Annotated in this window: 25 protein-coding genes; 10 read left to right on the forward strand and 15 right to left on the reverse strand. The window is 71.0% G+C overall.

The features are described 5' to 3' along the window. Positions 1-71: 71 nt before the first annotated feature. The gene (locus ACZ6NZ_RS00220; RefSeq protein WP_112581935.1) at positions 72-506 is read right to left on the reverse strand and encodes a hypothetical protein; all 435 of its coding nucleotides are present in this window, start codon (positions 504-506) and stop codon (positions 72-74) included. A 41-nt stretch (positions 507-547) separates the two neighbouring features. Next, positions 548-1,534 (reverse strand): 4-hydroxy-3-methylbut-2-enyl diphosphate reductase, encoded by a 987-nt coding sequence (locus tag ACZ6NZ_RS00225; RefSeq protein ID WP_465854490.1) that lies wholly within the window; start codon positions 1,532-1,534, stop codon positions 548-550. A gap of 154 nt (positions 1,535-1,688) precedes the next feature. On the opposite strand from ACZ6NZ_RS00225, the gene xseA reads away from it, so the two are divergent. Continuing rightward, positions 1,689-2,942 (forward strand): exodeoxyribonuclease VII large subunit, encoded by a 1,254-nt coding sequence (gene xseA, locus ACZ6NZ_RS00230; protein WP_465854492.1) that lies wholly within the window; start codon positions 1,689-1,691, stop codon positions 2,940-2,942. 45 nt (positions 2,943-2,987) lie between these two features. Next, positions 2,988-3,209, forward strand: a complete 222-nt coding sequence (locus ACZ6NZ_RS00235; protein ID WP_030328827.1) for an exodeoxyribonuclease VII small subunit — start codon at positions 2,988-2,990, stop codon at positions 3,207-3,209. A gap of 43 nt (positions 3,210-3,252) precedes the next feature. Here ACZ6NZ_RS00235 and ACZ6NZ_RS00240 read toward each other — a convergent pair whose 3' ends face one another. Together ACZ6NZ_RS00240 and ACZ6NZ_RS00245 are read right to left on the reverse strand one after the other, a co-directional pair. Next, the gene (locus ACZ6NZ_RS00240) at positions 3,253-4,098 is read right to left on the reverse strand and encodes a hypothetical protein (RefSeq protein WP_465854494.1); all 846 of its coding nucleotides are present in this window, start codon (positions 4,096-4,098) and stop codon (positions 3,253-3,255) included. Positions 4,099-4,304: 206 nt separating this feature from the next. Beyond that, positions 4,305-4,952, reverse strand: a complete 648-nt coding sequence (locus tag ACZ6NZ_RS00245; protein WP_366612633.1) for a DUF4245 domain-containing protein — start codon at positions 4,950-4,952, stop codon at positions 4,305-4,307. A gap of 159 nt (positions 4,953-5,111) precedes the next feature. On the opposite strand from ACZ6NZ_RS00245, the gene glpX reads away from it, so the two are divergent. Continuing rightward, on the forward strand, positions 5,112-6,143 hold the full coding sequence (glpX, locus tag ACZ6NZ_RS00250; protein WP_465854496.1) for a class II fructose-bisphosphatase: 1,032 nt from the start codon (positions 5,112-5,114) through the stop codon (positions 6,141-6,143). Continuing rightward, positions 6,140-7,114, forward strand: coding sequence for a DMT family transporter (locus ACZ6NZ_RS00255; RefSeq protein ID WP_465854498.1), 975 nt, complete (start codon positions 6,140-6,142; stop codon positions 7,112-7,114). The genes glpX and ACZ6NZ_RS00255 overlap by 4 nt, the downstream gene beginning before the upstream one ends. 20 nt (positions 7,115-7,134) lie before the next feature. On the opposite strand, the gene ACZ6NZ_RS00260 is transcribed toward ACZ6NZ_RS00255, so the two are convergent. The 7 genes from ACZ6NZ_RS00260 to ACZ6NZ_RS00290 all read right to left on the reverse strand — a co-directional run bounded on the left by ACZ6NZ_RS00260 (position 7,135) and on the right by ACZ6NZ_RS00290 (position 14,198). Continuing rightward, complete coding sequence (locus ACZ6NZ_RS00260; protein ID WP_465854500.1) at positions 7,135-8,802, reverse strand: hypothetical protein; 1,668 nt, start codon at positions 8,800-8,802, stop codon at positions 7,135-7,137. Positions 8,803-8,867: 65 nt separating this feature from the next. Next, positions 8,868-9,836, reverse strand: a complete 969-nt coding sequence (locus tag ACZ6NZ_RS00265; RefSeq protein WP_366612700.1) for an NAD(P)/FAD-dependent oxidoreductase — start codon at positions 9,834-9,836, stop codon at positions 8,868-8,870. 106 nt (positions 9,837-9,942) lie between these two features. Beyond that, the gene (locus tag ACZ6NZ_RS00270; RefSeq protein WP_465854502.1) at positions 9,943-10,596 is read right to left on the reverse strand and encodes a rhomboid family intramembrane serine protease; all 654 of its coding nucleotides are present in this window, start codon (positions 10,594-10,596) and stop codon (positions 9,943-9,945) included. 106 nt (positions 10,597-10,702) lie between these two features. Then, positions 10,703-11,380 carry an aggregation-promoting factor C-terminal-like domain-containing protein gene (locus tag ACZ6NZ_RS00275; protein ID WP_366612642.1) on the reverse strand — a complete coding sequence of 226 codons (678 nt, stop codon included), beginning with the start codon at positions 11,378-11,380 and terminating at the stop codon, positions 10,703-10,705. 277 nt (positions 11,381-11,657) lie between these two features. After that, complete coding sequence (locus tag ACZ6NZ_RS00280) at positions 11,658-13,073, reverse strand: PhoH family protein (RefSeq protein ID WP_357202766.1); 1,416 nt, start codon at positions 13,071-13,073, stop codon at positions 11,658-11,660. Positions 13,074-13,486: 413 nt separating this feature from the next. Beyond that, on the reverse strand, positions 13,487-13,822 hold the full coding sequence (locus ACZ6NZ_RS00285) for a hypothetical protein (RefSeq protein WP_357198029.1): 336 nt from the start codon (positions 13,820-13,822) through the stop codon (positions 13,487-13,489). Positions 13,823-13,853: 31 nt separating this feature from the next. Further along, positions 13,854-14,198, reverse strand: coding sequence for a hypothetical protein (locus tag ACZ6NZ_RS00290; RefSeq protein ID WP_110562608.1), 345 nt, complete (start codon positions 14,196-14,198; stop codon positions 13,854-13,856). A gap of 264 nt (positions 14,199-14,462) precedes the next feature. Here ACZ6NZ_RS00290 and ACZ6NZ_RS00295 point away from each other — a divergent pair, with 264 nt between their 5' ends. The 3 genes from ACZ6NZ_RS00295 to otsB all read left to right on the forward strand — a co-directional run bounded on the left by ACZ6NZ_RS00295 (position 14,463) and on the right by otsB (position 16,314). Beyond that, entirely contained in the window at positions 14,463-14,906 is a 444-nt protein-coding gene (locus ACZ6NZ_RS00295; protein WP_091394342.1) for an XRE family transcriptional regulator, read from the forward strand. A gap of 162 nt (positions 14,907-15,068) precedes the next feature. Continuing rightward, the gene (locus ACZ6NZ_RS00300) at positions 15,069-15,422 is read left to right on the forward strand and encodes a hypothetical protein (RefSeq protein ID WP_210784414.1); all 354 of its coding nucleotides are present in this window, start codon (positions 15,069-15,071) and stop codon (positions 15,420-15,422) included. A gap of 67 nt (positions 15,423-15,489) precedes the next feature. Further along, positions 15,490-16,314, forward strand: coding sequence for a trehalose-phosphatase (gene otsB / locus ACZ6NZ_RS00305; protein WP_366612644.1), 825 nt, complete (start codon positions 15,490-15,492; stop codon positions 16,312-16,314). 41 nt (positions 16,315-16,355) lie between these two features. On the opposite strand, the gene ACZ6NZ_RS00310 is transcribed toward otsB, so the two are convergent. From ACZ6NZ_RS00310 to ACZ6NZ_RS00325, 4 genes are all read right to left on the reverse strand, one after another. Further along, a complete protein-coding gene (locus ACZ6NZ_RS00310; protein WP_366612645.1) occupies positions 16,356-17,126 on the reverse strand; it encodes an isoprenyl transferase in 771 nt (256 codons plus the stop codon). Between the two features lie 31 nt (positions 17,127-17,157). Then, positions 17,158-18,375, reverse strand: coding sequence for a geranylgeranyl reductase family protein (locus ACZ6NZ_RS00315; protein WP_465854507.1), 1,218 nt, complete (start codon positions 18,373-18,375; stop codon positions 17,158-17,160). A gap of 280 nt (positions 18,376-18,655) precedes the next feature. Beyond that, the gene (locus ACZ6NZ_RS00320; protein WP_465854509.1) at positions 18,656-19,525 is read right to left on the reverse strand and encodes a hypothetical protein; all 870 of its coding nucleotides are present in this window, start codon (positions 19,523-19,525) and stop codon (positions 18,656-18,658) included. Between the two features lie 37 nt (positions 19,526-19,562). Next, positions 19,563-21,407 (reverse strand): phosphoenolpyruvate carboxykinase (GTP), encoded by a 1,845-nt coding sequence (locus ACZ6NZ_RS00325; RefSeq protein WP_366612648.1) that lies wholly within the window; start codon positions 21,405-21,407, stop codon positions 19,563-19,565. Positions 21,408-21,846: 439 nt separating this feature from the next. Between ACZ6NZ_RS00325 and ACZ6NZ_RS00330 the strand changes: the two genes are divergently transcribed. The 3 genes from ACZ6NZ_RS00330 (at position 21,847) to ACZ6NZ_RS00340 (ending at position 23,801) form a co-directional block, all read left to right on the forward strand. Then, a complete protein-coding gene (locus ACZ6NZ_RS00330; protein WP_465855876.1) occupies positions 21,847-22,383 on the forward strand; it encodes a GtrA family protein in 537 nt (178 codons plus the stop codon). A gap of 63 nt (positions 22,384-22,446) precedes the next feature. After that, on the forward strand, positions 22,447-23,154 hold the full coding sequence (locus tag ACZ6NZ_RS00335; protein WP_366612650.1) for a GtrA family protein: 708 nt from the start codon (positions 22,447-22,449) through the stop codon (positions 23,152-23,154). Beyond that, entirely contained in the window at positions 23,151-23,801 is a 651-nt protein-coding gene (locus ACZ6NZ_RS00340) for a MaoC/PaaZ C-terminal domain-containing protein (RefSeq protein ID WP_465854511.1), read from the forward strand. Before ACZ6NZ_RS00335 ends, ACZ6NZ_RS00340 begins: the two co-directional genes overlap by 4 nt. Positions 23,802-23,844 lie beyond the last annotated feature (43 nt).

The following is a 23,844-nucleotide window of genomic DNA, read 5'->3' on the forward strand; positions in this document are numbered from 1 at the left end:
CCGTTCGTAACACCGGCAGGAGCCCGCCCCCACGTCCGGGGGCGGGCTCCCGCATGTCGGGGTGGAGAGGGTCAGGACCGGTGGGCTGCCGTCACGACGAACGGGGTGCCCTGCTGGCAGGTGGTCATCATGCCGGGCTCCACGCGACCGGTGACCTCGACCCGGGCGCCCGGCGTCAGTACCTCTCGCGGGCCGCCGAGCAGCAGGTAACCGTCGAGCAGCACGCAGCCGGGCTCCACACCGCCCTGCACGGTGCCGCTCAGGGTGGTGGCCCCGACGCCCGGGGGCGTGCTCGGGCCGCCCGGTTTCGGAGTTTTCAGACCGGGCGGCACGCTCCGGGTGCCGGTCTCCGGCGAGGGCGTCGGGTCGGGCGTGGGCTGGCTGGTCACCGGCTGTGCTCCCGTCGGTGTCGGGGTGGGGGTGCCGCCCCCGACACCCTGGCCGCCGCAGGCGCTCAGCGCCACGCAGACGGCCAGCGCGGGGACGGCGAGCCGAAGAGTCCTCATGCCGAATCTGACGTACGCCGACCCGAGTTCGTTCCCGTGCTTCAGCCGCGCCCCGCGGCGGCCTTCATGTCCCGCCTCAGCTCCTGCGGAAGCGAGAACGTGAGCCGCTCGTTGGCGGTGGTGATCTCCTCGACGTCGGTGAAGCCGCGGGCGGCGAGGTGGACCAGCACCTCCTGGACCAGGTCGTCCGGGACGCTCGCGCCCGAGGTCAGGCCAACCGTGGTGGCCCCCTCCAGCCAGGCGTCGTCGATCTCGTGCGCGAAGTCGACCAGGTGACCGGCGCGCGCGCCGGCGTCCACGGCGACCTCGACCAGGCGAACCGAGTTGGAGGAGTTCGTCGAGCCGACCACGATCATCACGTCACAGTCGGCGGCGATCTCCTTGACCACGTGCTGCCGGTTGGAGGTGGCGTAGCAGATGTCGTCGCTGGGCGGGGACTGCAACAGCGGCAGCCGCTGCTTGAGGCGGGCCACCGTCTCCAGCGTCTCGTCGACCGAGAGCGTGGTCTGGGAGAGCCAGACCACCTTCTCCGGGTCACGTACGGTGATCTTGTCGGCGTCGTCCGGGCCGTCCACCAGTTGGATGTGCGCGGGGGCCTCGCCGGCGGTGCCGATGACCTCCTCGTGCCCCTCGTGGCCGATGAGGAGGATGTCGTAGTCCTCGGCCGCGAACCGCCGCGCCTCGTGGTGCACCTTGGTGACCAGCGGACAGGTCGCGTCGATCGCCTTCAGCGAACGCGCCTTGGCCTGCTCGTGGACCTCCGGCGCCACACCGTGCGCGGAGAAGATGACGGTGGCGCCCTCCGGCACCTCCTCGTTCTCCTCGACGAAGATGGCGCCCTGGGCCTCCAGGGTCCGCACCACGTGCTTGTTGTGCACGATCTGCTTGCGCACGTAGATCGGTGCGCCGTAGAGCTTCAGCGCCTCCTCCACGGTCTGCACGGCGCGGTCGACACCCGCGCAGTAGCCGCGGGGCTTGGCCAGGAGCACGCGCTTGCCGGTCCGGTGAGTCGCCTGAGCCTCAGTCACCCCCCCATCGTACGTGCCACCCCACCACCCGCCACCGGCCCGCGCCCCACCCCCTCTTGCGTTGATCATGAAGTTGTTGCTGCGACACGCCGGCACGGAGGGCAACAACCTCATGATCGACGGGCCAGGCCGGGGAGGTCCGTAGGGTGGGCGGGTGAGCGAGGGTGGGCGGGTGGGAAGCGGCAGCGGGGGCAGCGGGGGCGGCGGGGCTAGCAGCGCCGAGGAGCCTTGGCCGGTACGGGTGGTCAGCCAGAAGGTGGGGGCCTGGATCGCCAAGCTGGGCTGGGTGTGGGTGGACGGGCAGGTGGCGCAGATCAGTCGCCGCCCGGGGGCCAGCACGGTCTTCCTCACCCTGCGTGACCCATCGGCCGACCTGAGCCTGACCGTCACCACCAACCGGGACGTCCTGGACTCCGGCGCGCCGGAGCTACGCGAGGGCGCCCGTGTGGTGTTGCACGCCAAGCCCGAGTTCTACGCCGCCCGGGGCACGCTGAGCCTGCGGGCCGACGAGATTCGTCAGGTGGGGCTCGGGGAGCTGCTGGCCCGACTGGAGAAGCTCAAGAAGCTGCTCGCCGCCGAAGGGCTCTTCGACCGCGCCCGCAAGCGTCGGCTGCCGTTCCTGCCCGGCCGGATCGGGCTCATCACCGGCCGCGCGTCGGCGGCGGAGCGGGACGTGCTGACAAATGCCCGGCGGCGCTGGCCGGCCGTGGAGTTCCGCACTGTCAACGTGGCCGTGCAGGGTCCGTCCGCGGTGCCACAGATCGTCGACGCGCTGAAGGTGCTGGACGCCGACCCGAGCATCGACGTGATCATCATCGCCCGGGGTGGCGGCGGCATCGAGGATTTGCTGCCCTTCTCCGACGAGGCGCTCTGTCGCGCGGTGTTCGGCTGTCGTACGCCGGTGGTCAGCGCGATCGGCCACGAGACGGACGCGCCCTTGATCGACTACGTCGCCGACGTCCGTGCCTCCACCCCGACCGACGCGGCGAAGCGGGTCGTCCCCGACCTCACCGAGGAGGTACGCCTCATCGGACAGGCCCGGCACCGCCTGGAACGGGCGGTGCGCAACCTCATCGACCGGGAGACGCACCGGCTGGACGGGCTGCGTTCCCGACCGGTGCTGGCCCGACCCCAGGTGATGGTGGAGCACCGGGCGACCGAGCTGACCGCGTTGCGCCAGCGGGCCAGCCGTTGCCTTGAGCACCGGCTCTCGGCCGCCGAGGACGACCTGCGGCACACCCTCGCCCGACTCCGCGCCCTCTCCCCCGCCGCCACCCTGGACCGGGGGTACGCGATAGTGCAGCGCGCGGACGGCCACGTGGTCCGCGCGGCGGCCGAGGTCGGTAAGGGCGACCCGCTGCGGGTACGACTGGCCGAGGGCGAGCTGGCCGCCACCGTCGACGGCTGAGTGGCGACGCGGCGCGGTGGGGAGTGGTGTGCTGAGATGAACGCGATGACTGACGACACGAAGGCCGGGCCGGACGAGCGGCTCAGTTACGAGCAGGCCCGCGCGGAGCTGGCCTCGGTTGTGGAGCGGCTGGAGGCCGGCGGCACGTCCCTGGAGGAGTCGCTGGCCCTCTGGGAGCGCGGCGAGGCGCTGGCGGTGATCTGTCAACGCTGGCTGGATGGCGCGCGGGCGCGGATCGACGCCGCCCGGCAGGAACCCGCCTCCTGACCGACCGCCGGTGGGGCGGCCGGAGCCGCCCCACCTCGGCACGTCAGTTGAACAGGCTGTACAGCTCGGCCGGCGCCTCGACGACCTGGTCCGCCGGCGGCTTCTGCGCGGCGGTGGCGGCACCGTAGTCGGAGTACGTCATCTTGATCTCCTGGGCGGCGGTCTGCCCGGCGGCCGGCATCTGCAGCACCAGCTCGCTGAGCCGGCCCTGCGGGTCGACCTTCGCGGTGAACGGGACGGTCTTCGCCTGGGTGCCCAGCGCGGCGATCGTGGCGGCGTTCAAGGAGCCCGCCTCGGCGGCCTTGGTGACGTCGATGGTGCCGGCGTACGCGCCGGTGCCGGTGCTGCGGACCTCGGTGATGCCCTGGGTGAGCACCGCGCTGCCGGCCGGGTCGACCTTCTCGAAGTCGAAGCCGAGGCTGCGGTTGCCCTTGATCCGGGTCTGGTCGAGGTGCTGGTACTTGCCGAGATTGAGCTGCTTGATGGCGGGCAGGCTGTTGGCGGTGGGGCCGCTCAGCTCCAGCTTGACCCAGCTGTCCGGCTTGAAGTGGATCACGTCGAGCTTCATCGCCAGGTCGGACGAGGGACCACCGATCGCGATCTTCATCGCCGCGCTCTGGCTCGGCTGGTGCACGAGCCCTTCCGCCGTCGACCCGGCGCCGGCCAGGGTGAACCGGAAGTTCCCGTTGCTGATCTCCTTGGTGGAGTCGAGCAGCGCCTGCTTGGCGTCGCCCGCGACCGGGGCACCGGACGGGCTCGCCGTGCCGGACGCGCTCACCGTCGGGGACGGGGTCGATCCGGCGGTGCCGGTTCCGCTGGCGCAGGCGGCCAGTGCGGGCGTGATCAGGGCGGCGGCTACCAGGCCGGCGCCGAGTCGTCGAACAGTCATACGTGTCTCCCAAGGGGGTCACCCGACGACCTGGACGGCGCCGGACACTCCGGCGACGCAGCAGCACCGTCGGCTGCGTCGCGCGATCCGGGCCGAGCAGCGCGCCCGGATCACCCCCTCCTTGTTCCCTGTCGACGCGTCGGACAATCACCCTTCGGGCCGGTTGCCCAGATTCAGCCCCGGCGGGGCCGCCCCACCGGGTCCGGTCAGCGCAGTGAGCCGGCCAGTTCGCGGAGTTCGTTGTCCCGGGCGTCGCCGACGACGATCACCGTGCGGGTCGGCTCCAGCAGGACCAGCGCCTGCTGGTTCCCCCGGGCCGTGTAGAGCTGCCACGCGCGCCCGGCCAGCTCGGTGGGGCCCTGCGGCTGACCCTGACTGGTCAGCTCGGCGGGGAGCAGACGGTCCGCCGGGACGCTGCTCTGCAGCAGTTGGACGCCCCGCCCCTCCGGCGTGAGGTACCCGAGCCGCAGGTTCGCACCGCCCTCGACGGTCTGGTAGCGGGCGCTGACCGTCTTCCAGTCGGCGCCGAGACCCTGTGGCTGGCTCACCGGGAAGACGTTCGCCGAACGTGCCTGCTCGATGGCGGGCGCAGGATCGACGGTGGTGGCCTGGTCGCCGCCGAGGAATCCCCGGTAGAACGCCAGGAGCAGCGCGATCGGGACGAGCAGCACCAGCAGCGAGATCGCCATGTCCTTCGGCGACCGCTCGGACTTGCCGGACACCGCCGTCGGCGGTGGGGTCGGGTCGGTCGCGGCGGGCTCACCACCGCGGCCGGCGGGGACGTCGGCCGGCGGCTGGCCGTCGGGCGGCGTGCTGTCGGCGGGTACGCGGTCGGCAGGCTGTGCGGGTTCCACCCCGTTATCTTCGCAGCCGCCCGACCGGCGGTATCCAGGCCATCACCGCCCCGCGCCGACGCCCGGTCGGCCATCGTGTGAGGATCAGCGACAAAGCCGGCAGTGGGGGCCTCCCCGTCGCCGGTCGTCCCCGCACCGTCGCGAGGAGGAGTAGCCGTCATGACGAACACCAGGACGCGGATCCCGCAGGATCTCGACCGAAACCTTGCCCTCGACCTGGTCCGGGTCACCGAGGCCGCGGCGATGGCCGCCGGCCGGTGGGTCGGTCGGGGCGACAAGGAGGGCGGCGACGGGGCCGCTGTCGACGCGATGCGCAAGCTGATCAACTCGATCCAGATGCGCGGTGTGGTGGTGATCGGCGAGGGCGAGAAGGACAACGCCCCGATGCTCTTCAACGGTGAACACGTCGGCGACGGCACAGGCCCGGAGGTGGACGTCGCCGTCGACCCTGTGGACGGCACCACCCTGATGAGCAAGGGGATGCCGAACGCGGTGGCGGTGCTCGCCGTCTCCGAGCGCGGTGCGATGTTCGACCCCAGCGCCGTGTTCTACATGGAGAAGCTCGCGGTCGGGCCGGCGTACGCCGACGTGATCGACATCAACGCCGGTGTCGCCGAGAACCTGCGCCGGATCGCCAAGGTCAAGGGCACCGACGTCTCCGAGGTGACCGTCTGTGTGCTGGACCGCACACGCCACGACGACCTGGTGACGCAGATCCGCCGGGCCGGGGCGGGGATCCGGTTCATCTCCGACGGCGACATCGCGGGCACCATCGCGGCGGCCCGGGGCGAGTCGGACGTCGACGTGCTGATGGGCATCGGCGGCACCCCGGAGGGCATCATCTCCGCGTGCGCGCTGAAGTGCATGGGCGGTGCCATGCAGGCCAAGCTCTGGCCGCGCGACGAGCCGGAACGGGAGAAGGCGATCGCCGCCGGGCACGACCTGGACCGGGTGCTGGGCACCGATGATCTGGTCACCGGCGACAACTGCTTCTTCGTGGCGACCGGGGTCACCTCGGGCGACCTGCTGCGCGGGGTGCGTTACCGGGCGGGCGGCGCGTACACCCAGTCGATCGTGATGCGCTCGAAGAGCGGCACCATCCGGGTGATCGACTCGTACCACCGGTTGGAGAAGTTGGCGCTCTACTCCGCCGTCGACTTCGACGGTCGTCCGCTGGCCGAGCAGGAGTGACGTCCACCGACACGGCGACCCCGCAGACCCTGTCGGCCGCCCGCCGGATCACCGGCGTCGCGCTGGCGTCGGCCTCCGGGGTCGCCGTGGCGGTGCAGTCGCGCATCAACGGCGAGCTGGGGGTACGCCTCGACGACGGTTTCGCCGCCGCGGTCGTCTCGTTCGGCGTCGGTCTGCTGGTGCTGCTGGTGCTGGTGCCCGCGACCCCCGGTGGTCGGCGAGGTCTGGTCGCGACGCGTCGGGCCCTGCGGACCGGCACGCTGCGACCCTGGCAGTGCCTCGGCGGGATGTGCGGGGCCTTCCTGGTGGCCACCCAGGGCCTGACCATCGGCACGTTGGGCGTGGCGGTGTTCACCGTGGCGGTGGTCGCCGGCCAGACCGGCAGCAGCCTCGCCGTGGACCGGGCCGGGATCGGGCCGACCGGCCGGCAGCCGGTCACCCGGCAGCGGCTGGCCGGGGCGGTGCTCACCGTGCTGGCGGTCGGCCTGGCGGTCGGCGACCGTCTTGGCGACCTTGGCGCGCTGGCGCTGGCCCTGCTACCACTGCTGGCCGGGGTGGGTATCGCCTGGCAGCAGGCCGTCAATGGCCGGGTCCGGGCGGCGGCCGACAGTGCGCTGACCGCCACGCTCGTGAACTTCGCCGTCGGCACCACCACCCTGCTCGTCGCGTTCGCGATCGACATCGCCGTACGCGGCCTGCCCGGCGGTCAGTTTCCGTCCGAGCCGTGGCTCTACCTGGGCGGCCCGATCGGCATCGTGTTCATCGCGATCGCCGCCGCGATCGTGCGCTTCACGGGTGTGCTGCTGCTCGGCCTGGCCACCATCGCCGGTCAGATCGTGGGCGCGGTCCTACTGGACCTGATCCTCCCCACGGCGGCCTCGCACCCGGGTGTGAACACCCTGCTCGGGGCCGCGCTGACCATGGTGGCAGTGCTGATCGCCGCCCTGGCGCCGCCCGCCCCCCGCCGCTGACCGGCCGCCCGCCGGAGGGATCACTGCGGCGGGTAGGGCGGATCAGGCACCGTCGGCGGGCGCGCGGGGTAGGGCGCAGGCGGATAGGGCCCGTGCGGCGGATAGGGCGCATAGTGCGGGCGCGGCGGGTACCGGCGTTCGAAACCCCGGGCCGGGTCGACCAGCTTCGCGATCCGGACGGCCAGCAGCACGCCCGGCACTGTGGCCAGCAGGGCGAGCGCCACCGCGAACCGGGTGCGCGCCGGGATGCCGTACAGCCAACCGACGAGCGGCAGCCCGGACAGGAACGCGGTGAGCAGAAACCCGGTGAGGGCCCACCTGGTCCACTGCCGCAGGACGCCCTCATAGCGGGCGCGGAGAAGCAGAGCCAGCGCGGCCAGGACGCCCACTGCCAGAACGAGCAGCAGGGCCATGAACGTCCGGGTGTCGTCGTCGCGATTCCAGGCGGCAGCCAACACGATCCCCACGACCAGCAATGACACGCTGCCGGCGAAACCCCACCAGCGCGGACCGCCACCGCGCCGGATCGCCAGGTGACCGGCGAGCACGGTGACCGCGCAGCCGAGGGTCACCGCGAGCGCGACGGCGAGCAGCAGATCCGTCTGGCGATCGCCGGGGCCACCGCCGTCCAGCGGGGGCGGCTCCTCCCACACCGGGAACGTGGAGAACCGCTGCTCCAGGAAGCCGTCCCGTCGCCACAAGCCATCTGAATTCCGGCGCAGGATGCCGTCCCGGCCGTTGGCGACCAGCACCTCGTGGCCGCCGCCGACCACGGGATAGACGATCAGATCGCGGGAGGCGAAGTGCTCGCTGACGTCACCCGGGTCGTAGGATCGGCGAGCCAGTTCCTCGCGGCGCGCGTCCGACACCTCCCAGGCCACCCGCCAGGTGACGCCGGCGTCGTCACTCTGCTCCACCCGCAGCTGACCGGCGACCGCCCGGTAACACCGCTGAGGCTCGGTCGGCACGCACGCCTGTCGTTGCCCGACGGCCTGGCGGGACAACCGCCCCTCCTCGGCGGGCTCGGCGGGCCGCCAACTGGCTCCCCCGTGCTCACCCACCCACCACTCGCCGTCCGCGGCTCCGGTCGGCCAGTCCTGGTTGCTGCCACCCTCGCCGAACGACACTGCCGGCTGGTCGTCGAGCATCGCGGTGCCCACCGCGTACGGCCAGTAGGCGGGGCTGGTCGCTGCCACCGCCAGCACCGCCGGTGGCAGCACCACCAGCAACCGGACCAGTCGGGCGGTCCGTCGGCGTACCGGGCGGCGACGTGATCGCGTCCAACTCCACCAGGACAGGCCCAGCGCCGGCAGGGTGAGCAGGTCGGTCCAGTCGGCCCGGACCAGCGACGGCCCGGCCACCACGGTCCAGGCCGAGGAGGCGAGTTCGGCGGCGTACCCACTGGATTTGACGACCGCGAACCCGGCGCCCACCGCGACCAGGCCGGCCAGCGCGGCGGCCCGGGACGGCAGCTGTGGCACTAGGAGAGTCAGCAGCACCGCGACAAGCGGTGGTGCCAGCACCAAGCCGGCGACGTCGCTGAGTTTGCCGGTCACCGGGCCAGGGACGGCCACCTTCAGCACATGGTCGTTGACCAGCAGCAGGACCAGCGCGACCAGGGTTACGGGGTGGCAGAGCCAGGACAGCGTGGTGGGCGCGCCGTCCCGCGGTGTCTCGGAACCCGTCATCGTCTCAGGATCCGGTCGAGCAGTCTCGATCCGGACTCGGGTCGGTCTGGGTCCGATACCGACGCTCAGCCGGCGTCGGAGGAGTGCCCGGGGAAGAGGTGTGCGCTCGGGTCGATGGCCACTGCCGCGTTGTTGACGGCCGTCGCCGCCTCACCGAAGCCGGTGGCGATCAGCCGGACCTTGCCCGGATATTCGGTGATGTCGCCCGCCGCGAAGACCCGGGGCAGGTTGGTGGCCATCGCGCTGTCGACCAGGATGTGCCGGCGGTCCAGCCGGAGCCCCCACTCGGCGAGCGGGCCCAGGTCGGCGGTGAAGCCGAGGGCGGCCACCACGACGTCCACCGGCAGCGTCTCGGTCGCGCCGCCGCGCACCGTCACCTCGGCGCCGGTCACCTCGCCGTCCCCGAGCAGCCTGGTGACCTCGGCGTTGACCACCACCCGCACCGGCAGGGAGAGCACCCTGGCGACGGTCGAGGCGTGGGCCCGGAACTTCTCCCGGCGGTGCACCAGGGTCACCGACCGGGCCAACGGTTGCAGGGCCAGCGCCCAGTCGAACGCGGAGTCGCCGCCACCGACGATCAGCACGTCCCGATCGGTCAGCTCGGTCGGCTCGGTCACGAAGTAGAGGATCCCCGAGCCGGGGGCGCCGTCGGCGCACGGCAACGGCCGGGGGCTAAAGCTGCCGAGCCCGCCGGTGACCACGACCGCGCCGCAGGCGAGCTGCTCGCCACCGGCCAGCCCGAGCACCGGTCGGCCGTCGGCGTACGCGAGCTTCTCCGCCCGGGTGCCGAGCAGGTACTGCGGGCCGAACGGTGCCGCCTGGGCCACCAGGTTGGCCACCAGGTCGCGACCCTTGACGGCGGGGAAGCCGGCGACGTCGAGGATCAGCTTCTCCGGGTACATGGCGGTGACCTGGCCGCCCGGCTCGGGCAACGCGTCGATCACCGCCACCGACAGCCCCCGGAACCCGGCGTAGTACGCGGCGAAGAGGCCGGCCGGACCGGCCCCGATCACGGCGATATCGACCTCGCGCATGACGTACCGTCGCTTTCCGCTCACGGATCAACGCTTGCTGATCTCGACCGTAAGCGGGCGGCGACGGTCGGGCAAGCACGTCCCAGAGGCGCGCCGGAGAATCGCCTCAGGGCAGGCTGAGCGTGGAGCCCGAGTAGTCCGGGCCGTCCAGTGCGGGTCGCCGTCGACGGAACAGGATCGCCGCCACCACCCCGCCGAGCAGGCCGAACAGGTGCCCCTGCCAGGAGATCCGCTCGTCGGTGGGGAGGATGCCGACCAGCTGCCAGCCGTAGAGCAGACCGACCAGGAGGAAAACCGCGAAGTTCCACCAGCTGCGCTCGACGATGCCTCGGGTGAGCAGGATGCCCAGGTAACCGAAGATGACTCCGCTGGCGCCGACCACCACCGAGTTGGGTGAGCCGGTGAACCACACGCCGAGGCCGCTGACCAGGATGATGACCAGCGTCGACCAGAGGAACCGGCGGGCGCCGGCGGCGAGGACGAAGGTGCCCAGCAGGATCAGCGGAATGCTGTTGCTGTAGAGGTGGTCGAAGCCGTGGTGCAGGAACGGCGAGAAGAAGACCCCGTCCAGACCGTCGATGCGCTGCGGAATGATGCCGGCGGTGGCGTCCAGGCCGAACGCGAGCCCCTGGTCGACGGCCTCGATGAGGAAGAGGAACGGGACCACCGCGCACATGGCGACGAACGCCCGGCCGAGCGAGGCGTAGAACGCCTCGGTGCCGAACCGGAACGGGTCGCCGCTTGGCGGGTGCAGGCTCACCTGACAACTGCTATCAGCAAAAGCGGCCGACCGCCACTCACGTTCCGTCCGAGTACGCGCGAAGGCGGGGCGGGTGGAGAGCCACCCGCCCCGCCTTCGAGAGCCGTCAGTAGTGGTTGTTGTTCTGGAAGTAGGTCCAGGCGCCGCAGGGCGTCTTGTACCTGCCCTTGATGTAGCCCAGCCCCCAGATGATCTGCGTGGCCGGGTTGGTGCGCCAGTCGGACGCGACCGAGCCCATCTTGCTGCCCGGCAGGGACTGCGGGATGCCGTACGCGCCGGACGAGGAGTTGTTGGCCTTGTGGTTCCAGCCGCTCTCCTTGGTCCAGAGCTTCTCCAGGCAGGGGAACTCCGCGATGCCGAAGCCCTTGTCGATCATCAGGGCACAGCCGATCTTGCGGTTGCCGCTGTATTCCGCGCAGGAGGCCGGGATGGGCCCGTCGTACGGCTTGGCGGGCGCGTTCGCCGCCTCGCGCTCGCGCTTACGGGACGCCGCGGCGGCCTCGGCCTTGCGGGCCCGCTCGGCGGCTTCCTTGGCGGCCTGCTTCGCCCGCAGCTTGGCCTGGTACTCGGCGGCCCGCTGCTTGGAGAGCTGCACCTGGTGGGCGGCCTGCCGCTCGCGCTGGTACGCGAGGTCGGCCCGGTCGACCTCGAGACTGACCTGCTCGGTCAGACCCTGTTGCTGGGTTTCCCGGTCTTCGCCCAGGTAGAAGCCACCGGCAACGCCCACGGAGAGCAGCGCGACAGCAGCCGTACGGGCGCCCAACCGGCTCCACAGCCGACTCACGAAGTGGTCCCTTCGTCGGGAGCAAGGACGCGGCGCGGCGCAGACCACAGGTGGACCGTCAGCCGTGCCACGAGCGCCCCGACCGGTTGCCGGTCGCGCCGACGCACCGACCTTCGCCGATGTCGTCCGCCTCGCGGCGTTCGATCAGCAACGATTCCGGTGGTGCGTGGACGCTCGTGGGACACGATTGCGCACAGTGAGGCGGATGGGAAACCAACCAGACGGTTTGTGATCTGCGCCACACCAAAAATGCGGACATAAGCCCGCAAAATACCCGTTAGATCGGGATGTCCTCCAGAAGGTCCGTGACCATCGCGGCGATCGGAGATCGCTCCGAACGGCTGAGGGTGACGTGCGCGAAGAGCGGATGACCCTTGAGCGCTTCGATGACAGCCGTCACCCCGTCGTGCCGGCCGACCCGCAGATTGTCCCGCTGGGCCACGTCGTGGGTGAGCACCACCCGGGAGCCCTGCCCGATCCGGGAGAGCACCGTCAGCAGCACCCCGCGCTCCAGCGACTGGGCCTCGTCCACGATGACGTAGGCGTCGTGCAGGCTGCGCCCGCGGATGTGGGTCAGCGGCAGCACCTCCAGGATGCCCCGGGAGGTGACCTCCTCCAGCACGTTCTCGTGCACCACCGCGCCGAGCGTGTCGAAGACCGCCTGGGCCCACGGCGACATCTTCTCCGACTCCGAGCCCGGCAGGTAGCCCAACTCCTGGCCACCCACGGCGTAGAGCGGGCGGAACACGATCACCTTCTTGTGCCGGCGGCGCTCCATCACCGCCTCCAGCCCGGCGCAGAGCGCCAGCGCCGACTTGCCGGTGCCGGCCCGGCCACCCAGTGAGACGATCCCGATCGACTCGTCCAACAGCAGGTCGAGGGCGACCCGCTGCTCGGCCGAGCGGCCGTGCAGCCCGAACGCCTCCCGGTCGCCCCGAACCAGTCGCACCGACTTGTCCGGCAGCACCCGACCGAGCGCGGAACCGCGCCCCGAGTGCAGCACCAGACCGGTGTGGCAGGGCAGCCCGGCCGCCTCGTCGAGGTCGAGCGTCTCGCCGGCGTACAACTGGCCGATCTGCTCCTCGCTCAACTCCATCTCCGACATGCCGGTCCAGGTCGGGTCGCTGGCCTGGCCATGGCGGTACTCGTCGGCGCGCAGTCCGACCGAGGCCGCCTTGACCCGCAACGGCATGTCCTTGCTGACCAGGGTCACCTCCCGCCCTTCGGCGGCGAGATTGAGCGCGACGGAGAGAATCCGGGCGTCATTGCTCTCGTTGCGGAAACCGGGCGGCAGAACACCGTCGTCGGTGTGGTTGAGCTCCACCCGCAGGGTGCCGCCGACGTCGTTGGCGGGCACCGGGCGGTCGAGCCGGCCGTGCCGAACCCGCAGGTCGTCGAGCATCCGCAGCGACTGTCGGGCGAACCAGCCCAGCTCCGGATGGTGCCGCTTTCCCTCCAACTCGGTGATCACCACCAGGGGCAGCACCACTTCGTGCTCCGCGAACCGGTGGAACGCCGCCGGATCGGAGAGCAGCACCGACGTGTCCAGGACAAAGGCCTGGCCCGCTGGTCGTGGCTCCTTGGGGTCGGCCGGCGCGGCGGCCGCCGAACGGCGGCTCCTGGTGGCTCGGCGGGGCGTGGCAGTCGCGGCCGGGGTCTGGTCGGCACCGGCGATGGTACGGCGAGTCGTCACAGGCCTGCTCCGACGGATGGGCACCCGCCACCCGTGTTCCGCCTCCTCCGGTGCCCGGGGACACGGGGTCGGATGCGGAACCCCATGCGCGAGGTCGCAGATCCGGGCGGACCGGCTGGCTCGGGAGAACCCCGTGCCATGCCTAGACGCTAGCCCCGCCGGACCTTCCCGGCTAGGGGCCGAACGTGGATCTCCCGAGACACGCTCGTGAACAGCGCTGCGTCGACGCCAGAACCAGCCGAAAGGCGCTGTCGCGCACGCGGCGGACCCGGCCGGGATGCATGCCCCCTGCGCGCATCCCGGCCGGTGGGGCCACCGTCACCGGTCTGACGTGGCCCCGACGGTGCGTGTCCGCCGCGGACGACGCACCGCGCTCGTGGCGCCGGTCGGCGGGGCAGGCCCGCCGACCGACCTCAACCGGTACGTCGGACGAGCGTGCCGGTCGGGTGCCGCCCGGTGATCGGGGCGGCCGGCGCGCTGAACGACGAGCCGGTGTACGTGGTGCCGGGGCGTTCGACAGCACCGGCGGTGCGGACCACGCCCGCGGGCGAGACCGACAGGGCCGAGGCGATCGCCGCCTGGGCGTCCCGACGACGCCGGTTCCAGGCGCCCCGATCCCCGTCGAAGTAGCCCTGCCGGTAACCGAAGCGGTAGCCGATGCGGTAGCTGAGCTGCCCGTGCAGCCGACCGGCCGCGTAACTGGTGGCACCGAGCACCAGGACGAGGAACACCGCGAGAAACGGGCTCATCGGGCAGCTCCGGCCCAGCCGGGACGCCAGGTCATCGCTCCTCCGGCTCGATGGTGGTGGGGTCGGCGACGAGCAGCCGGTCCAAGTCGTCGGTGCTGACCTCCTCGACCAGCTCGACGCTGATCCGGCAGCCGTCCAGCACGACTTCGGCCATTGAGGACCGGCGGATCTCGCCGCCGGCGTCGTAGACCCGGACGCTGAGCTCCGGACAGCCGAGATGGGTACGCCAGGCGTTCCACTCGGCACGGTCACCGACGCTCAGCGACAGGTAGCGGCAGCCTCGGGCCAGATAGAGGCGCCACGGGGCGGTCAGCCCTGCGGCGACCCCCTCGGCGATCAGCCCGAAGGCCTGGGCGCGGGTGGCGAGCTCGGTCACCACGACCCCCTGGCACCGGGGGCGTGACGCATGCGAGCACCAATCGTCTCATGCACGTGACACACCGTAGATTGTCCCATGGGCGTGACAGTATCAGCTTTTCGTCCCCTTACGTTTGCCACTACGTTCATCTATTCTGCCCGCGTGACACCCCTCAACAGTGGCACTGACTCGTTTACCGGAAATCCGAAGCATCCGTCACGTCTGCGTGACAGTGGCGAGCCGGGGCGCGCACCCGCAGTCGGCTGGCCGTACCGTCACGGAGTGACCGAGACGGCCAATGCGCGGAAGATCGCCTTCGCCACCTTCGTCAGGCGGGCCCTGGACGAGGCACGGGCGACCCGAGCCTGGAGCGGCACCGAGGTGTCCCGGCGCACCGGCGTCTCCCGGCAGACCATCAACCGTTGGGTCCGCGGCGACTGGGCCAGCGACCCGGAAGCCGAACGGGTGGTCGCCTTCTGCGAGGGCCTGGGGTTGAACCCGGCCGCAGCCTTCGCCGCACTCGGCTGGGACCGCGCCGCGGCCGGCCCCCGCACCGGCCAGGCCGCCCCTCCGATGGACCCCGACGTGGAGGCGCTGCTGCGGCGTCTGGTCGATCCGCAGGTGTCGGACGCGGAGAAGTTCCACATCCGGGAAACCATCAGATACCTCGCATACCGCCCAACGCTGCCGGTCGATGTCCGAAAAAGGGGCAATCAGGCAGGCTAGTTCCTCAGATAGCGAAAGAACGCCTGGTCGGGTTCATTCGTTTGCCTCCGGGGCTGGAACGGGCACGCTAGCGTCCCTATTCGTACTGCTTGGGCTCGTCATCGGCGGGGGGACGGGACAAGGCCGAACCCAGCCCTGCGGGACAGAAGGAGGGGTCTGTCCATGACCCTGAAGTGGTTGGCAGTCGTGGTCGCAACGGTGTCGGTGACACTGTGGGCGACCGGCAACACGGTGACCCTCGCGGTCGACGGCGGGCAGCTGCCGCTGCTCGTCAACCTCTTTGCGCTCATCACCGCCGGCACCGCGGTCGTCCTGGCCGTCGTCGCCGAGCTGCACGAGCGTCTGAACAACCGAATCAGCGCACTCACCGAGTTCCTGGTGGCACGGCTCAACGAGATCGACAACCACACCGGCGATCGCAACACCGGGTTCGTGGAGGGCTACCTGTTGAGCCACGGCCAGGAGGCCGCGGTGGTGCCGTTCGGCCGGCGCGGACGAGGAGCCGCCGAACGCTGACCGCGTACCGCTGAATGGGTCCGCTCGGCCAGGAATGAGCCTGGATCGCCGGGGTACGCTGACGCGCGTGCCGCCGTTGAATCTGGGCAATCAGCAGCCGAGGACCCCGTTGAACGCCGACCAGGCCTGGCGAACAACCGCCAGCCGGGCGGCCGGGACCGTGCTCTTCTTCGACTTCGACGGCACGCTCGCGCCCGTCGACGACGATCCGACCGCGGTACGCCCGGCACCCAAGGCGTTGGCCGCGATCGAGGCGCTCGCCCCGGTCGTGCAGCGCGTCGCGATCGTTTCCGCCCGGCCCGTCGAGTTCCTTCGGGATCAGCTCGGCGGGCTCGCCGGCGTGGACCTCTACGGCCTCTACGGGCTGGAGCACAGTCACTCCGGCGGCGACACGGTCACCGAACCGGCCGCGCTGCCCTGGGTGCCGACAATGGCGGAGCTGGCCGACCTGGCTCGGGCGGAACTGCCACCCGGCACGCTGGTGGAGTACAAGCGGCTCTCGGTCGCGCTGCACTGGCGTACCGCCCCGCAGCTCGGCCCGACGGTGCAGCAGTGGGGGCAGGCGCAGGCCGACCGTCTGGGGTTGCGCTCGCAGGCCGGGCGGATGGTGCTGGAGCTCAAGCCGCCTGTCGACCGGGACAAGGGCATGGTGATCGGCGAGGCGATCAAGGGTGCCACCGGCGCCTGGTACTTCGGCGACGATGTCTCCGACATCAAGGCGTTCGCCGCGCTGCGCGCTCGCGCCACCGCCGACCCGGACTTTCTCGGCGTCTGCGTGGCGGTGGCCAACCCGGAGACCGGTCACGAGGTGGCCAACGCCGCCGACCTGACCATCGAGTCGCCGGCCGCCCTGGGTGACTTCCTCACCCGGGCGCTGACCCACCTGTCCTGACCGACCTGACCCCAGCGGCGGCCGACGGCGTCGCCGCCGGGTCAGGCGCCGTAGCGGCGTTGCCTGGTGGCGTACGAGCGCAGGGCCCGCAGGAAATCGATGTGCCGGAAATCGGGCCAGTTGAGCTCGCAGAAGTAGAACTCCGAGTGCGCGGACTGCCAGAGCATGAAACCGGACAACCGCTGCTCACCGCTGGTACGGATGACCAGGTCCGGGTCGGGCTGGCCGCGGGTGTAGAGGTGCTCGGAGATGTGCTCGACGTCCAGCACCTCGGCCAGCTCCTCGATCGTGCCTCCGGTGGCGGCGTGCTCCAGCAGCAGCGAACGGACCGCGTCGGTGATCTCCCGACGGCCGCCGTAACCCACCGCGATGTTGACCTCCGCGCCACCGGTGCGCTCGCGGGTGCGCTCCTCGGCGCCCTTGAGCGCCGCCGCAGTCTGCGCCGGCAGCAGGTCGAGCGCTCCGACGATGCGCAGTCGCCAGGGGTTGCCCTCCTCGGAGAGCTCCACCACCAGGTCCTCAATGATCTTGAGGAGCGGGTCCAGCTCGGCGGCCGGACGGCGCAGATTGTCGGTGGCCAGCAGGTAGAGAGTCACGTGCCCGACGCCGGCCTGGTCACACCAGCCGAGGACATGCTTGATCTTCGCCGCGCCGACCCGGTGCCCGTCGTTCGGGTCGACGAAGCCCATCTCCCTCGCCCATCGGCGGTTGCCGTCGCACATCACCCCGACATGCCGGGGCACCGGCTTACCCGCGAGCTTCGCCGTGAGCCGGCGCTCGTACACGGAGTAGATAAGGTTCCGCAGCGTCATCACCTTGCAGCGTAGCGACCCTCGCGCCAGTTCACTGCCTCGGAGCCCCATCCCCTCCGCGCAGACCGACACCGATCAGCGCGAGCGTACGAGCGGTGAGGCGTCCGTCACCCAGCCCCAACTCGACCACGTCGTAGAACACCCGGTCGTCCCGACGGGCGGCCCGGACCGCCGCGTCCACCACCCGACGCCGCCGGGCCAACCAGGCCGCCACCGAACTGTGCCGCAGGTGGGTGCCGAGGCGGCGACGCAACCCGTCGGCGTAGCGACCGGCCGCGCCATCGGGCGACCGGGCCGCCGCCGAACCGGCGAGCGCGCCGGAGAGCAACGCGTAGAAGATCCCCTCCCCCGTGAACGGATTGATCAGTGACAGGGCGTCCCCGGCCAGCAGGGTGCGCCCACGCCCCGGCGACGGGCGGTGGGTGGAGAGCGGCAGGTGATGCGCGCGCAACGCGGTCACGGTCGCCAGATCGGTGCCGGGCAGCAGCGCGGCCAGCCGGTCCAGCAGGTACGCGCGGCTCAACGGCTCACCGCGCAGGACCTCCCCGTACCCGACGTTCGCCCGTCCGTCACCGATCGGAAACGACCAGGCGTACGCCGGCCAACGCGCCTTCGAGGTGACGATGAGCTGCTCGGACGGGCCGGGCAGCGCCGGGGCGTAACCCCGGATGGCCAGCGCGAGGTGTCGGTCGGGGTTCTGCGGATGACCGAGCGCCCGGCGTACCACCGAACCGGCACCGTCCGCGCCGATCACCACCCGGCCGGACACCTGCCCGTCGAGCACCACCCGGTCCGCGCGCGGTTCGACCTGGCGCACCGTGTGCCGGCGCAGCTGCGCACCGGCGGCCACCGCGGCCGCCACCAGCCGCGCGTCGAAAACCTCCCGAGGCACGGTGTACGCGGGGCGGGGCAGCGCCCGAGCCACCGCACCGCCACCCGGCGAGACCATGCGCAACGCCGGCAGCGGCGCGTACCCCGCCACCGCCTCGGTCACCCCCAGCTCGGCGAGTACGTCCACCGAGTGCGCGGCGATCCCGTCACCACACGCCTTGTCCCGGGGAAAGTCGGCCCGGTCCAGCAGCAGCACGCTGGCGCCGGCCCGGCGAGCCGTCAGCGCGGCTGCCGCCCCGGCCGGCCCCGCCCCCACCACCACCACGTCGAACTCGTCGCTCACCACGAGCCTCCCTCCAGCCGGACCGCCTCGCGGCCACTCCCGCCGGGCGACCCGGTCGGCCGGCCGCCGCGACATCTCCACAGCTCGCCCCGACGTCGACACTGTGACCGACGCCACCCGCCATCCTGCCCCCTGCCCGCCCGCGAAGACCGCTCCCGCACCGGGCGGCCAATCCCACCTACCCCACCTTTGCTCTGCACCCGCGGATGCGACGGTTACCGTCCGCGACTGTCGCCTATCGGGGTGCAGAGCAAAGGACGGTGCAGGAGCAGACGAGGGGATGGGCAGGTGCTGGGCTGCGGTCGACCGCCGGGTCGGCACCCGGCGGCGACGTCGGTGCGAGGCTCCGCCGCGGTCAAGGTCGGGGTTCAGGTCCGGCGTCGTCGGAGGCGCGAGCGGCGCGGCGCAGGCCGTACAGGGTCAACCCTGCCGCCGCCACCAGAGGGGCGCCGTCGCGGATCAGGCCGTCCACGCCGAGCAGCCACCAGCACAGCGGCAGATCCACGGCGAGTACGGCAACAGTGACGACGACCAGCAGCCCACGCGCCCAGTCCTTGCCCCGCATCAGGAACGCTGTGCAGAACAGCACCGCGTAGCTGGCCGTGATGCCCGCACCGAACCAGAACAGCACCGCCGGCACCGCGGTCAGTCGACCATCCAAAAGGGAGCCCCCGGCGACCAGGGCCGGCACCAGCATCAAGGGGCTGTAGGTGAAGGCCGCCACCCGGCTGGTCAACAACCAGGCACTGGCCTGTGGTCGGCGTGGCGGGGTCTCCCGCCAGGAGATGCCGTCGGAGTCGATGACGAGGCGTGGACGGTGCCGGACCAGATGCGCGGCCAACGCCGACGAGCGGTAGAGCAGCCAGACCACCACGACGCAGAGCGCCGTGAGAATGGCGAAGCCGAGCAGGCCGGGCAGCGGCGGCACGCCCTGCCGGGGCACGATGAGCCGGCCGACCGCGAAGATGGTGGTGACCGCGAGGATCAGCCCGAACGGGCGGGCCGCCGTGCGACCGCGTCGCACGTGCCCGATCAGCAGCAGGAAGCCGAACGAGCGCAGCATGGCCCAGCCGGTCCGTACGGCGAGCCCGAAGCCCTGCTCCGGGGCGTACCACCAGTTGAGCAACTCGACCACGACGGTGGCCGCCGCCGTCGTCCCCAGCAGGATGGTGAGCACCCGGACGGCGGACGGCCGCCGGACCTCTGTCTCGGCGGCCGTCCTCATGAAATCCGATGTTGCCCGCGAAGGGCCTCGTTCACACCTACCGCTGCGGTTGTGCGGCGTCCAGGCGGGCGCGCAGCGCGTCCAACTCGGCCCAGAGCACGCCGGGCAGCTTGTCACCGAACTTCTCGAACCACTCGGTGATCATCGGCAGCTCGTTGCGCCACTCGTCCGGGTCGACCTTGAGCGCGATCCGAACATCCTCCGGGGTCATGTCCAGGCCCTCGACGTCCAGGGCGTCGGGCGCGGGGACCATGCCGACCGGCGTCTCGACCGCGTCGGCAGTGCCCTCGATCCGCTCGACGACCCACTTGAGCACCCGGGAGTTCTCGCCGAAGCCCGGCCAGAGGAACGAGCCGTCCGGGTCCTTACGGAACCAGTTGACGTAGTAGATCTTCGGCAGCTTCGCCTCGTCGCCGTCGGCGCCCTTGCCCATCTCGATCCAGTGCCGGAAGTAGTCGCCGGCGTGGTAGCCGATGAACGGCAGCATCGCCATCGGGTCCCGCCGGACCACGCCGACGGCGCCGGACGCGGCGGCGGTGGTCTCCGAGGAGAGCGTGGCGCCCATGTAGACGCCGTGCACCCAGTCGCGGGCCTCGGTCACCAGCGGGACGGTGTCCTTGCGGCGTCCACCGAAGAGGATCGCGTCGATCGGCACGCCGTTCGGGTCGAAGTACTCGTCGGCGAGGATCGGGCACTGCGTGATCGGGGTGCAGAACCGGCTGTTCGCGTGGGAGGACAGGCTGTCGCTCTCCGGCGTCCAGTCGTTGCCCTTCCAGTCGATCAGGTGTGCCGGCGGCTCGCCCATGCCCTCCCACCAGACGTCGCCGTCATCGGTGAGGCCGACGTTGGTGAAGACCGAGTTGCCCCGGTCCAGCGTGCGCATGGCGTTGGCGTTGGTCTTCCAGTCGGTGCCGGGCGCGACGCCGAACAGGCCGTACTCGGGGTTGACGGCGTAGAGGCGGCCGTCCGGGCCGAACCGCATCCAGGCGATGTCGTCGCCGATGGTCTCGACCTTCCAGCCGGGAATCGTCGGCTCCACCATGGCGAGGTTGGTCTTGCCGCAGGCGGACGGGAACGCGCCGGCGATGTGGTGGACCTTGCCCTCCGGCGAGGTGATCTTGAGGATCAGCATGTGCTCGGCGAGCCAGCCCTCGTCCCGGCCCATCACGCTGGCGATGCGCAACGAGTAGCACTTCTTGCCCAGCAGCGAGTTGCCGCCGTAACCCGAGCCGTACGACCAGATCTCCCGGCTCTCCGGGAAGTGCGAGATGTACTTGGTGTCGTTGCACGGCCAGGCGACGTCCTGCTGGCCGGGGGCGAGCGGGGCGCCGATCGAGTGCAGCGCGTGCACGAAGTCCGCGTCGTCGCCCATCGCCTCCAGGACCCGGGTGCCCATCCGCGTCATGATGCGCATCGAGGCGACCACGTACGGGCTGTCGGTGATCTCGACACCGAACATCGGGGACTCGGCCTCGACCGGCCCCATGACGAACGGGATGACGTACATGGTGCGACCGCGCATGGAGCCCCGGTACAAATCCGTCATCGTCCGCTTCATCTCGGCCGGCGCCATCCAGTTGTTGGTGGGGCCGGCGTCCGCCTCGTCGACGGAGCAGATGTAGGTGCGTTCCTCGACCCGGGCGACGTCCGTCGGGTCGGTGCGCGCGTAGAACGAGTTGGGCTTCTTCTCCGGGTTGAGCCGGACCAGCGTGCCGGCCTCGACCAGCTCGTCGGTGAGGCGGCGCCACTCCTCGTCGGACCCGTCCACCCAGACGACACGGTCGGGGGTGGTCAGTTCCGCGACCTCACGGACCCAGGCGAGCAGTTTCGGATGGGACGTCGGGGCCTGATCGATACCCCGCACAACAGCCGGAGCAACCATGACACATCTCCTTGTGGTCGACGCTGACCGATCTATGGGATGCACGAGACTCAGCGGCGCGATGCGTCGCCTTCGTGGAAACCTGGGATTGGCCTCAGCGTAAACCGGGCAGCCTTCCGAGTCATTGGGACAGGTTGTGAAGAACTGCACAAGCTACGGCCTCGCTGCGGCATCACGATCTGATACCCGCTTTCCCGCGCAGTTTCACGCAAATCTTGTTGTGCACCCCGGCGGACGCTTGTTGCGGTCGGGCCGTGGACCTGCCCCGCCGACCGTTGCGGTGATTCCCGTTCCGGGGCGACTCAGTCCTCCCAGTTGGCTACGCTCTGTGCAGTGGTCACGCACACGGCGCTGGGCCCCTGCGGGAGACCACGCCCGCTTGCCGTTGCTACCCCTCTGACTGGGCGGCAGCCGGTAGGCTCCCCCCGTGGCCGCCACGATGACCGGGGAACAACCGGGTCCCCGGCAGACCCGAAGGGGTCTCGTCGGCTTACTCCTCGACCGCTTCGGTCACCTCATCCGCGAGATGGGCAAGTTCGCCACCGTGGGTGGTTTCGCGTTCCTCGTCGACTTCGCGCTCTTCAACTACCTGACGAGCAGGCACGGCGTCGAAGAGTTGACGGCGAAGACGATCTCCACGGTGATCGCGGCGTCCGTCGCCTTCGTGGGCAACCGCTTCTGGACGTGGCGGCACCGTCAGCGCAACAACGCGGCCCGCGAGTACGCGCTCTTCTTCTTCTTCAACGCGGTCGGTCTCGGCATCACGGTGGCCTGCCTCGCGCTCAGCCGCTACGGGCTCGGGGCCATCTGGCCGGACGTGTTCCAGACGCGCCTGGCGGACAATCTCGCCAGCTACATCGTCGGCACGGGATTCGCCACGCTGTTTCGATTCTGGTCGTACCGGCGGTTCGTCTTCGTCGAAGCGGGAACCCCGACCCTTCCGCAGGTGAATCCCGACCGCGACCCCGGGGCGTGACCTGCCGCCCACCTCGTTCGGCCGGTGATCGCCGGCCGCACCGACTGCCCTAAGGTGTTTCGCATGCGTCTTGTCCGCCTGCTGCCTGAGCGCTGGCAGAAGTTCATCCACGAGGCGCTCAAGTTCGGCATCGTCGGCGGCATCAACACCGTCATCAATTACGCGGTGTTCAATGCCCTTGCACTGACCGTTTTCGTCAATGGTCAGTTGAAGGCGACAGTGATCGCGACGATCGTCGCCACCATCACGTCGTACCTCATGAATCGGCACTGGACGTACCGCGATCGTCCGAAATCGGCGCTTCGCCGCGAATATCTGCTTTTCTTCCTCTTCAACGGCGCTGGCCTGCTCATTGAGCTGGGGGCTGTGGCGGCGGCGAAGTACGGTCTCGGCGTACACGGCCTGCTGGCACTGAATCTGGCCAAGACCGTCGGCGTCCTGCTGGCCACGCTGTTCCGCTTCTGGTCATACCGCACGTTCGTCTTCCAACCCGTCGCGCCGGCCGAGGACGAGCCCGCGAAGCCCGACTCCACCTGGCACAGCATTCCGCGCGACGAGTGGGACACCATGGCGGAGATGGACCCGGTCGCCGAGCTGGCGGAATCGGTGTCCGAGCTGGAGGAGGCGGAGTCCGCGAAACGCCTCGACCCACCAGCCGGCGCACCGACTCAGGGTCGGCTCCCTCGGCTGAGCGTCAGCCCCGCCGTCGACCTGGACGCGGAACTCGCCGCGGAGCTGCACGTCGGCACCCGTCGCGCGCCCCGCCGGTGACGACACCCGACGCCCGCTCCGGCACGGGGCGACCGGCCGAGCTGTTCTTCGAGGATCTCGTCCCGGGGCTCACCGTCGACCTCGGCGTGGTCACCGTGGACGCCGACGAGATGGTCGCCTTCGCCCGCCGCTTCGACCCGCAGTGGTACCACGTCGACCCCGACCTGGCCGCGGCGAGCTCACACGGTGGTCTGATCGCCAGCGGCTTCTACACGGTCAGCCTCTTCATGCGCGCGTACGTCGACCACCTGCTGTCCCGGGCCGCCGCGGACGCCTCCCCCGGCCTGGAGGAGCTGCGGTGGCTCGCCCCGGTGCGGGCCGGCGACCGGCTCGCGGTCCGGGTCGACGTGATGGGCGCCCGGCCGTCGACGGCCCGCCCCGGGCTCGGCACCGTCAGCCTCACCGGCACCATGCTGCGCCTCGGCCCGGACGACCGGCCCGAGCAGGAGGTGCTGCGGACCCGCTTCCGTGGCTGGTTCGCCGTGCGACCGGTCGACGCCGACCCCGCCGAAGCCACCGCAGCCGCTCCGACCGACGCCGACCAGCCCGGAGCCGACCAGCCTGACAGCGACCCGACCGCGGCAGACGCGTCCACCGTGGGGTCGTCCCAGACCGACCCGCCGAAGAGCAGCGGCCCACCCGACTGACTGACCCGCCCCCGACGGTGTGCCGGGGACGGGTCTCCACCGG

The sequence above is a fragment of the Micromonospora sp. NPDC047756 genome (genome assembly GCF_055587245.1).